Here is a 2,564-nt window from a genome sequence, read left to right as displayed (position 1 = left end):
CCCGGCGAATCCTGGCTCGCCGCCAACATCCGCCGCGACATCCAGCACAACCGCGAGATCGCTCGCGAAGAACTGGCAGGAGGTGCCCTTGATGAGTCAGACCAGTAGCCCGAAGTCCCGTAAGGCGACGGCTCAGCGTGAGGTCATGAGCACTGATGAGTGGCTGCGGATGCACCTTCGCCGTGCTCCTGAGCGGGATGACGAGTGGGTACGCCGTGCCCTCGTGTTGCAGGGGCGGGCCTGACCGTCACCGCCAGACGGGTTCGATCAGGCTGGGGTCGAACTTCCGGCGTCCTCGTCCGGCCGGGTGAATGATCACGGCTGAGAGGCTGTGCAACACGATCTCTTGTTGGCGTTCGACTGGCAGCGCAAAGAACTCTTCGACGGTCAGGTTCGCCGCATCGCCTTTGGCCTCGGCCTGCTTCTGCTCCTTGTAGAAGCGGGCCCGCTCTAATTTGAGTTCGTCGCGCAGCCGCTCTTTAGTCGGCAAGAGCTGCAAAAGGGTGGCCACCGTGATCTGTTTCGAGCGTTCGGCATCCACGAGTTGGGCGATGTCTTGGGAGACCTGCTGCAACTCGTCCTCGCGCGCCCATCGTCGATCGGCCGGAACGGCGGTTACTGCTGCTCGCGCGCGCTGTTCTTCGAGTGCCAGTTGGGCTATGAGCCTGTCGACGGGCTCTCCAACCCTTCCGACCTTGCCACATCCGCCGTTCACCACGGAGCACTGGTACGCGTATCTCGCGGCCTTCGAACCTGGCTGCCAGCGACTGTTGATCTGCCCTCGAATCTTCGTCTTGCACAGTCCGCACCGGGCAATGCCTGAGAGCAGGTACTTACGGGCGAGGGACTTGCCGGGATGCTTCTCCTTCCGCTCGGCGACGGCCGCGCAGACAGCTTCCCACTCTTCCAGGGTGTTGATCCGCTCCCAGTTGCCCTTGACCGGTTCGCCGTCTTCGCCTACCAGGATTTCACCGTGGTACGTCCGGTAGCCGACCAGTCTGGGGTTGGTCAGGATCTGCTCGACGTGGTGGTGGGCCATGCGCTTGGTACCTGCGCGCGGGTTGCCCAAGCCCTCTTGCTGCCATCGGGTCCGGATGGTTCCAATGCGGACGCCGGCGAGAACTTCGCGCTGTGCCTCGCGGATGGCTTCGGCGGCCTCCGGGTCGACCTTGGTGCGGTCATCCTTGCTCCAGCCGTACGGCGCCGGTCCACCGCTGTCCTTGCCCTGTTGGGCCAACTCCAGGTGCTTGCGCTTGATCCGGCGTGACGCGTCGTGTGACGACTTGTTGGCGAACGCGACCATGATGCGGGCCATGGTGCGACCGTCCGGCGATCCAAGGTTGATGTCGTTCGTGACAGTGGCGAACTCCAACCGGGGTCGCTCGTCGAAGATCTCGATGAGGCGTTCCAGGTCCCGCGGCTGCCGGGCGAGCCGGTCCAAGTCGTAGGCCACGATGCCGTCAATGAGGCCGGCGCGGAGATCCCTCAGCATCAGCTCGAACTCGTCGCGGACGACGTTGCGCTTGAACGCCGACACGTCGTTGTCCTCGTAGGTCTTCACGACCTGCCACGATCGAAGGTCCGCGAGGCGTTCGCAGTCCTGTTGCTGCCTGGCGACCCCCAGAGACTCGCCCTCGTCGTCCCGCGAGATCCGGGTGTAGACCCCTACCCTGCGTGCCACGGTCGGTCCTCCCCCTGCCTGTGAGCAAGGTCAGACTACTACCGTCATTAAGTCAAGTCAGCCTGGAGCGTCGAGCCGCCCTGCCGTAAGGCGGGCACTCCGGTCACGCCCTCGAAGGACGCTCTGTAAGACAGTCGCCGCATGCCCGGTAGGCCCGCATGCCCGCATGGCGTCAGGTGCCGCTCGGACGAATGTCGTCCAAGCGGTCGACGATCACCACGGACGCCGGATGTGCGGGCCTGGGGACCTCGATGAGTATGGGCACATAGACCACGTCGCCGTGCCTGTACTCGGCCTTCCACGAATGCCGGTAGCACACGATCTCCTTCGGAGCACCGCGCGTCGCATAGCACTGGGGCACCGAATTCGCGGCTGCGGTGGGCGAGTTCTCCCACCGGGCGCCCGATTCGCTCGCTGCTGCACCGGGTGCACCCCACGCACCGAGTGAGATGCAGCAAACGCAGAAAGCCGCGGCCACAGCACCGGCGTTCCGGCTCGCTGCTTTCCTGATGCTCATCACAAAACCCCTGTCACGGCTCGGGAGGGTGCAGTTTGCGGGCGGCGTCGTGACGCGTGTGGACGCCGAGCTTGGCCAGTACCGCGCCCACGTGGTGCCCGGCGGTCTTGGGCGTGATGTAGAGGCGGGCGGCGATCTCGGCGTCCGACAGGCCCTCGTTCAGCAGCTTGAGGACGTCCAGCTCCCGGTTGGTCAGCCCGTACGGGTTGGCCCGGGTGGCCGCCCGTGCGCCGCGCCGGATCGGGCGGACCCCCTGGGCGCGCATCACGGCGCGGGTGCGTGCCACGGCCGGCCGGGCGTCCAGGGCCTCGAAGGCCGCCAGGGCCTCGCGCAGCGCGGGTGCGTCGCCGGACAGGCGGGCCAGCG

General features: G+C 66.1%; 2 protein-coding genes. Both read right to left on the bottom strand.

Going from position 1 to position 2,564, the window contains the following annotated elements:
• Window positions 1-247: 247 nt before the first annotated feature.
• Window positions 248-1,681, bottom strand: a complete 1,434-nt coding sequence (locus GT030_RS32335) for a recombinase family protein (protein WP_161204127.1) — start codon at window positions 1,679-1,681, stop codon at window positions 248-250.
• Window positions 1,682-2,211: 530 nt separating this feature from the next.
• Window positions 2,212-2,564: helix-turn-helix transcriptional regulator (locus tag GT030_RS32330; RefSeq protein WP_161204126.1), on the bottom strand; the 353-nt coding region annotated here is incomplete at its 5' end.

It is taken from the genome of Streptomyces sp. SID1328 (genome assembly GCF_009865595.1).
GTDB lineage: Bacteria > Actinomycetota > Actinomycetes > Streptomycetales > Streptomycetaceae > Streptomyces > Streptomyces griseoluteus.
This window is presented reverse-complemented; position numbering and strand designations above follow the sequence as displayed.